General features: G+C 35.9%; 7 protein-coding genes. 4 read left to right on the forward strand and 3 right to left on the reverse strand.

The genetic code is table 11. From position 1 onward, the window contains the following. Positions 1-385 precede the first annotated feature (385 nt). Both ACFO3L_RS00980 and ACFO3L_RS00985 read right to left on the reverse strand, forming a co-directional pair. Positions 386-1,243, reverse strand: a complete 858-nt coding sequence (locus ACFO3L_RS00980; RefSeq protein WP_379962939.1) for a DegV family protein — start codon at positions 1,241-1,243, stop codon at positions 386-388. Then, positions 1,240-1,797, reverse strand: a complete 558-nt coding sequence (locus ACFO3L_RS00985; protein WP_379962941.1) for a DUF1836 domain-containing protein — start codon at positions 1,795-1,797, stop codon at positions 1,240-1,242. Before ACFO3L_RS00985 ends, ACFO3L_RS00980 begins: the two co-directional genes overlap by 4 nt. A gap of 192 nt (positions 1,798-1,989) precedes the next feature. Here ACFO3L_RS00985 and ACFO3L_RS00990 point away from each other — a divergent pair, with 192 nt between their 5' ends. The 4 genes from ACFO3L_RS00990 to nrdF all read left to right on the forward strand — a co-directional run bounded on the left by ACFO3L_RS00990 (position 1,990) and on the right by nrdF (position 6,289). Further along, positions 1,990-2,292: a DUF898 family protein gene (locus ACFO3L_RS00990; RefSeq protein ID WP_379962943.1), complete on the forward strand. Its 303-nt coding sequence runs from the start codon at positions 1,990-1,992 to the stop codon at positions 2,290-2,292. A gap of 443 nt (positions 2,293-2,735) precedes the next feature. Then, the gene (gene nrdH / locus ACFO3L_RS00995) at positions 2,736-2,960 is read left to right on the forward strand and encodes a glutaredoxin-like protein NrdH (RefSeq protein WP_379962945.1); all 225 of its coding nucleotides are present in this window, start codon (positions 2,736-2,738) and stop codon (positions 2,958-2,960) included. Positions 2,961-3,076: 116 nt separating this feature from the next. After that, positions 3,077-5,236 (forward strand): class 1b ribonucleoside-diphosphate reductase subunit alpha, encoded by a 2,160-nt coding sequence (gene nrdE, locus ACFO3L_RS01000; protein ID WP_379962947.1) that lies wholly within the window; start codon positions 3,077-3,079, stop codon positions 5,234-5,236. 87 nt (positions 5,237-5,323) lie between these two features. Then, entirely contained in the window at positions 5,324-6,289 is a 966-nt protein-coding gene (gene nrdF, locus ACFO3L_RS01005; RefSeq protein WP_379962949.1) for a class 1b ribonucleoside-diphosphate reductase subunit beta, read from the forward strand. 41 nt (positions 6,290-6,330) lie between these two features. Here the strand turns inward: nrdF and ACFO3L_RS01010 are convergent, their stop codons facing one another. Then, on the reverse strand, positions 6,331-7,317 hold the full coding sequence (locus tag ACFO3L_RS01010) for an aldo/keto reductase (RefSeq protein WP_379962951.1): 987 nt from the start codon (positions 7,315-7,317) through the stop codon (positions 6,331-6,333). Positions 7,318-7,431 lie beyond the last annotated feature (114 nt).

Consider the following 7,431-nt stretch of genomic DNA (forward strand, 5'->3'; position numbering starts at 1 on the left):
TAATCAACAAACCATTTGAAGATAGCACTAGCGACTCGAAGAAAAACACCTTGTGCCCGCTGCGTCAACAGACGAAATGTGAATTACTCTGGTTTAGTGCTTTAGCACTTAACCAGAGTTTGAAGCTTTCGAGCTGAGAGACTACAGGCTCGAAGCGGTCTCGCAGCTTTCGTCAACAAGGTGATTTTTCGCAGGGGAGCGGGAGGCTCCGCCCCCTCTTTTCTAATATCAAAAAAATCGATAGAGAAACAATTTTCTCTATCGATTTTGACGATTATTTTTACTCATTTTGGGTCCATCAACACTATTTGACGTACAACCGTAATATCAAAAAGCATCGATTTTCCTTTCGAAGAAAATCGATGCTTTTTGAATTATTTAACGATTAATGAATGACTTGAATCCCCATACCAAGTAAACCTGGTCCGGTATGTACCACTAATGCTGGAGAAATCGTTCCAAATAAAATTTCCTTTGCATTTGGAAAACGCGCTTCTATTTTAGCTTTTAATTGTAATCCTTCTTCATAAGCGTCACCCTGTGCTACTGCAATTCGAAATTCTTGATGATTGCCAATAAATTCTTCAGCAATCTCAACTAATTTATCAATGCTACGCTTGCGTCCACGTGATTTTGCGACAGTATAATAAACGCCATCTTCATTACAAGAAATCGTTGGGTTTAGTTTTAATGCCGTACCAATGATTGATGTCACTAAACCAATTCGTCCACCTTTTTGTAAATATTCTAAAGTACCTACATTAAACAGGACTTTATTTTGAACAATTTCTTTTTTCAACTGAGCAATCAATACCTCAAAGGTTAAGCCTGAATCAATGAGTTCAGCTGCGCGGATTGCTTGTAAACCAGCACCAATACCGATACTTTTCGTATCAAGTACATAAACTTCTAAACCTTCTTCTTCTTGCCCAATCAAACGTAACACATTGTACGTCCCACTCAAACCACTAGAAATTGTCACAATTAATAATTTCTCATAACCATCTTCTTTGATTTTTTCTAAAACTTTCTGAATCTGTGCGCCATCGGGTAAAGAAGTACTTGGCACTTCTTCTTCCAAACGACGATAAACTTCTTCTGGTGTAATATCAACTTTGTCCGTATATGTTCGTTCTTTATAAATGATTTGTAATGGAATCATATAAATACCATAGCGCTCCATAACGTCTTGAGGAACATCCGTACCTGAGTCCACAAGTAATGCAATTTTTTCTTGATTCATTTTTTTGCTCCTTCTTTTAAGTAATCCGCCTCTAATTCAATCATTTTTTCAGCCAATAACTTATTGGCAAAAGCCTTCGAAGCACTATAGGCTGCTAAATATTGAATGGAAATAATTTCTTGAGGTTCCTCGAAAGTTTTTTTACTTGCTTGTAGACAAACTTGATAAATTGCTTTTTCTTGAATTTCACAATAAGAATTGTAAGCATTCCGGATGCCAATTGCTTTTCCTTGAAATAAAATTCCCTCTTTAATTTCTGGAATAGTTAGCACTTGCTTTAACAACGTAATGGCAATTAAAAATGCTACATGCTTACGATTGTAACGTTTTTTAACGGGTGCTGGGATTAAATCTTTTTTTACATAATTATTCACCATTGAAGGTGTCAGTCGCGTATGTTTTTCTTGTCTAATAATCGGAGATAAGTATTGATCCACAAGTGTAATCACTTGATCCATGTAGAGCTCAATTTCCGGTAATTCATCCCATCTTGGTAAGTGAACAGACAGTAACGACTCTCCCCATTCAATCATTTTCTCTTCTAATTTTTCCATCGCACTTCCTTCTTTAACAGTTAGTTATCATTTTCAAAAAACTGATTATCTAGTTTTCGAAACTAGATAAAGTGTACCATATAATTAATTGGTTGGAAATACTTTACTTCGAAGTATTTATAAACATTTAAGGAAATTAAAGCTATTCTTTATTGCATAGTTTAGCTATGGTAATTGAAAAGGAGGAATAAAATGAATCAATCATATTTTGATGGTGGCTTACTTAGTTATATTGTACATAGTTTGTTAGCCGCAGTTATTACTATTTTTACTTTAGGAATCGGAACCCCTTGGGGAATCGTTTTGATGAATCGTTGGAAAATCGAACATACCATCATTGAAGGCCGACGTCTACAGTTTAACGGAACCGCTATTGGTTTGTTCGGCCATTGGATAAAATGGTTTCTATTAACGATTGTTTCCTTGGGTATTTATAGTTTTTGGCTACATATTAAATTAAAACAATGGAAAGCAAAATATACTACCTTCTATTAAGTAAATAGAAAAAATCCGTCCGAAGAATGTATTTTTCTTCGGGCGAATTTTAGGATACTCTTAAATTATTAAAAAAAGACGTTGCGATACTCGTTTTCAAAATGCTTTCGCACCAACAAGTATCCAACGTCATGGGTTTGGCACCCAGTACATAGTAGCATCTGATTTTAAAAAAGGCAAGAAGATTTTCAGTCTTTTTATTGTTCAAAAACATTCCTTCACAAGCGAATTTTTTTAAACTTCTTCTTTGTTTTTTTAATCGGCTGAAACACTAATAACCACAAGCACTTTCAGGTAAAAAACTTTTAAAAAACCACAACAATTAGTGTCGCCCAACTTCACAAACACAATATATAGTATTTTTCGTTTGACTTTTCGCTACGACCGTCTATACTAAGGACTATAGTAATTATACAGTAAAATTTCCAAGGAGGATTACCATTATGAATATCAAATTATTTTCAAAAAACAACTGCATGCAATGTAAAATGGCGAAACGCTTCTTAACTGACAATCATATTTCTTTTGAAGAAATTAACTTAGATCAAGAACCTTCAGCTATCAATTGGTTAAAAGAACAAGGTTTCCAAAGTGTCCCTGTCATCACAAGCGAAGCAAGAACCATTATCGGTTTCCGTCCGGACCAATTACGTCAATTAGCTGTGTAGTCCTCACTTATTAAACTAAAAACTTATTGTTGGATTTGTCCGTCGTAAGACTTCAAATCCTTCTTTTTATGTTAATTGTTCAATTACCAATAGAAATTAGAAAAGGTTGTGTCTTCATGAGTCTTAAAACATTAAAAGATGTCACTTACTTTAAATTAAATAATGAAATTAATCGTCCTGTGAATGGTCAGATTCCTTTGCATAAAGATAAAGAAGCTTTAGAAGCCTTCTTTAAAGAAAACGTCCTACCCAATACAATGACGTTTCCAACGGTTACAGATAAAATCAACTACTTAATAGAAGAAGATTATTTAGAAGAACCTTTCATTCGTAATTATTCCCCTGCTTTTATTGAGTCACTCTATGATTTTCTAGCGCAACAAAATTTCCATTTCAAATCATTTATGGCTGCTTATAAATTTTATGGCCAATACGCATTAAAAACAAATGACGGAACACAATATTTAGAAACGTACGAAGACCGTGTCGCTTTCAATGCTCTTTATTTTGCAGATGGTAACGAAGAACTAGCAATGACTTTAGCTGAAGAAATGATTCATCAACGTTACCAACCCGCAACGCCTTCTTTCTTGAATGCGGGTAGAAAACGTCGCGGTGAATTAGTTTCTTGTTTCTTAATCCAACTAACGGATGATATGAACGCGATTGGACGTGGGATTAACTCTGCTCTACAATTGTCTCGTATCGGTGGTGGCGTTGGGATTACTTTATCAAACTTGCGTGAAGCGGGTGCGCCAATTAAAGGTTACGAAGGCGCTGCAAGTGGTGTTATGCCTGTCATGAAATTATTTGAAGATAGCTTTAGTTATTCAAACCAATTAGGTCAACGTCAAGGTGCCGGAGTTGTTTATTTAAACGTCTTCCATCCAGATATCATCGCCTTTCTTTCTGCAAAGAAAGAAAATGCTGATGAAAAAATTCGAGTTAAAACTTTGTCACTTGGTGTGATTGTACCGGATAAATTTTACGAATTAACGCGTAAAAATCAAGACATGTACTTATTTAGTCCTTATAGTGTTGAAAAAGAATATGGCGTACCTTTCTCATATGTTGATATTACAAAAGAATACGACAATATGGTTAAAAATCCAAATATCCGCAAAACAAAAATCAATGCACGTGAATTAGAAAATGAAATTTCAAAATTACAACAAGAATCAGGCTACCCTTATATCGTTAACATTGATACCGCTAATCGTTCAAATCCGATTGACGGAAAAATTATTATGAGTAACCTTTGTTCAGAAATTTTACAAGTTCAAGAACCTTCAGTTGTCAATGATGTCCAAGGTTTTGATGTTTTAGGAACAGATATTAGCTGTAACTTAGGTTCAACTAATATCGTCAACTTAATGGAAAGTCCTGACTTCGGTCGTTCCGTTCGCGCAATGACCCGTGCCTTAACTTTTGTCACAGACGCATCTGACATTGCTGTTGTTCCATCAATTCAATATGGCAACAAAATTAATCATACGATTGGTTTAGGTGCCATGGGCTTACATACTTTCTTTGCTAAAAACCAAATGGAGTATGGTTCACCAGAATCGATTGAATTCACTGATATTTACTTCATGTTATTAAATTACTGGACATTGATGGAAAGTCATCAAATTGCTAAAGAAAAACAAGAAACTTTCCATAATTTTGAAAAATCAGCTTATGCCGATGGTTCTTATTTCGAGTCTTATATCAACGAAGACTACACACCAACTTTTGAAAAAGTCGCTGAACTATTTAAAGGAATTCACATCCCTTCAAAAGCAGATTGGGAAGCTCTTGCTCAAGCAGTTAAAGAAGATGGTTTATATCACCAAAATCGCTTAGCAGTTGCGCCAAACGGTTCAATCTCTTATATTAACGATACTAGTGCCAGCCTTCATCCAATTACTCGTTTAATTGAAGAACGTCAAGAAAAGAAAATCGGTAAAATTTACTACCCAGCAGCCTACCTATCGAATGATACGATTAGCTACTACAAATCCGCTTATGACATGGATATGCGCAAAGTCATCGATGTTTATGCTACTGCTCAAAAACATATCGATCAAGGAATGAGTATGACTTTGTTTATGCGTTCTGAGATTCCAGAGGGTCTTTATGAATGGAAAACAACAACGAAACAAACAACCAGAGATCTGAATATTTTACGTCACTATGCCTTTAACAAAGGGATTAAGACTATCTATTATATTCGTACCTTTACTGACGATGCAGAAGAAATCGGCAGTAACCAATGCGAAAGCTGTGTGATTTAATTACAAAAAAGAACAATTCTTTTGGAAGCTAGCGGATTTTCTCTGGCTAGCTTCTTTTTTATTTCAAATTTAAGGAGGCCAGTTTCAATGGCAAAAACATACTATGCAGCAATTAACTGGAATGAAATTGAAGATTTAATCGACAAATCCACTTGGGAAAAATTAACGGAACAATTTTGGTTAGATACACGTATTCCGCTTTCCAATGATTTAGATGACTGGAGAAGCCTCTCAAAAGAAGAACAAAAAATGGTCAGTCATGTTTTGGGTGGTTTAACTTTACTTGATACGATTCAATCAGAAAGTGGGATGCATCAATTACGTGACGCCGTTCGTACACCGCATGAAGAAGCGGTTTTAAACAACATTCAATTTATGGAATCAGTACACGCCAAAAGCTATTCTTCCATTTTCAGTACCTTAAATACAAAAGCAGAAATTGAAGCGATTTTTGATTGGGTTAACACCAATGAGTATTTACAAAAAAAATCAGAACTAATTAACGAAGTCTACCTACACGGAACCCCACTGCAAAAGAAAGTCGCAAGTGTTTACCTAGAAACATTCTTATTTTATTCTGGTTTCTATACCCCTCTTCACTACTTGGGTAATAACAAACTACCAAACGTTGCTGAAATCATTAAATTAATTATTCGTGACGAATCCGTTCATGGAACATATATTGGTTACAAATTCCAATTAGGTTTCAATGAATTACCTGAAGATGAACAAGAAGAATTAAAAGAATGGATGTACGCTTTACTCTTTGAACTTTATGAAAACGAAGAAAAATACACAGCCGAACTCTATGATCATATTGGTTGGACGGAAGATGTAAATACATTCTTACGATACAATGCCAACAAAGCTTTAATGAACATGGGACAAGATCCACTTTTCCCTGATACCGCAGATGATGTCAATCCAATTATTATGAATGGGATTTCGACTGGAACAAGCAATCATGATTTCTTCTCACAAGTCGGAAATGGGTACTTACTTGGTACCGTTGAAGCGATGAATGATGACGATTATCTAATCGGTATGGATTAATAAAATAACAAAAGCCCTTAGGAAATCCTAAGGGCTTTTCTTTATCTTGCTCCAACAACTTTGTGGGGTACGTAAGGTTCTTCTAAGAAGAGAATTTGGTCAGGTGTTAGTTTGATATCAAGCGCTGGAAGGGCATCTAGTAAATGACTTTCTTTCGTTGCACCAATAATCGGTGCGGTTACAACCTCTTTTTGTAAAAGCCAAGCCAATGAAACTTGAGCTCGTTTGACACCTAAATCCTCGGCAACTTGCGCAACACGTGCTACAATCATTCGGTCTTGCTCTAAAGTTTGATCGTATTTCACTTTCGCTGTACGATCAGTTTGTGCACGCTTAGTGGTCCCTTCCCAATCGCGCGTTAAGCGACCTGCAGCTAGTGGGCTGTATGGTGTTACCGCAATTTTTTGATCTTGACAAAACGGTAACATCTCACGTTCTTCTTCTCGATACAATAAGTTCAAATGATTTTGCATTGAGACAAACTTGGTCCAACCATGTTTTTCCGCTACGAATTGTGCTTTAGCAAACTGCCACGTATACATTGCTGAAGCCCCAATGTAACGAACTTTTCCTGACTTGACTAAATCATGGAGCGCCTCCATTGTTTCTTCAATCGGTGTATGATAATCCCAACGGTGAATAATGTATAAGTCAATATAATCGGTTCCTAAACGCTTTAGGCTTTGTTCAGCTTGATGAAAGATTTCTTTGCGCGATAGCCCGCCTGAATTCGGACGCTTTTCGGCTGTCATCGGCATATAAAGTTTCGTTGCTAAGACAATTTCTTCGCGTTTACCATAATCACGTAAAGCACGGCCGAGGACTTCTTCACTCGCACCATAGGAATAAATATTGGCTGTATCAAAGAAATTAATGCCTAAATCAAGCGCTTTTTTAATCACTTGGCGGCTTTTCTCTTCTTCCAAAATCCAATCATGAATCCAATTATGCGGATTTCCAAACCCCATCGCACCTAAGCATAGTGGTGAAACATCTAAGCCTGTATTACCTAATTTTACATATTCCATTTTGTTCCTCCTCATTTTAATATTACTTTTATTGTATCAAAGTTTGACCTGAATAATTCATACTTTTAATTAAAACCATGTGAAACTGCCTCACGGCAGCTTACAATTACTTTT

This window comes from Enterococcus eurekensis, assembly GCF_042654605.1.
Lineage (GTDB): Bacteria > Bacillota > Bacilli > Lactobacillales > Enterococcaceae > Enterococcus_I > Enterococcus_I eurekensis.

Excerpts from the sequence above, each read along its gene's own strand:
- ACFO3L_RS00985 (WP_379962941.1), bottom strand. The coding sequence starts at position 1,797 with ATGGAAAAATTAGAAGAGAAAATGATTGAATGGGGAGAGTCGTTACTG.
- nrdH (WP_379962945.1), top strand. The coding sequence starts at position 2,736 with ATGAATATCAAATTATTTTCAAAAAACAACTGCATGCAATGTAAAATG.
- nrdF (WP_379962949.1), top strand. The coding sequence starts at position 5,324 with ATGGCAAAAACATACTATGCAGCAATTAACTGGAATGAAATTGAAGAT.
- ACFO3L_RS00980 (WP_379962939.1), bottom strand. The coding sequence starts at position 1,243 with ATGAATCAAGAAAAAATTGCATTACTTGTGGACTCAGGTACGGATGTT.
- nrdE (WP_379962947.1), top strand. The coding sequence starts at position 3,077 with ATGAGTCTTAAAACATTAAAAGATGTCACTTACTTTAAATTAAATAAT.
- ACFO3L_RS01010 (WP_379962951.1), bottom strand. The coding sequence starts at position 7,317 with ATGGAATATGTAAAATTAGGTAATACAGGCTTAGATGTTTCACCACTA.
- ACFO3L_RS00990 (WP_379962943.1), top strand. The coding sequence starts at position 1,990 with ATGAATCAATCATATTTTGATGGTGGCTTACTTAGTTATATTGTACAT.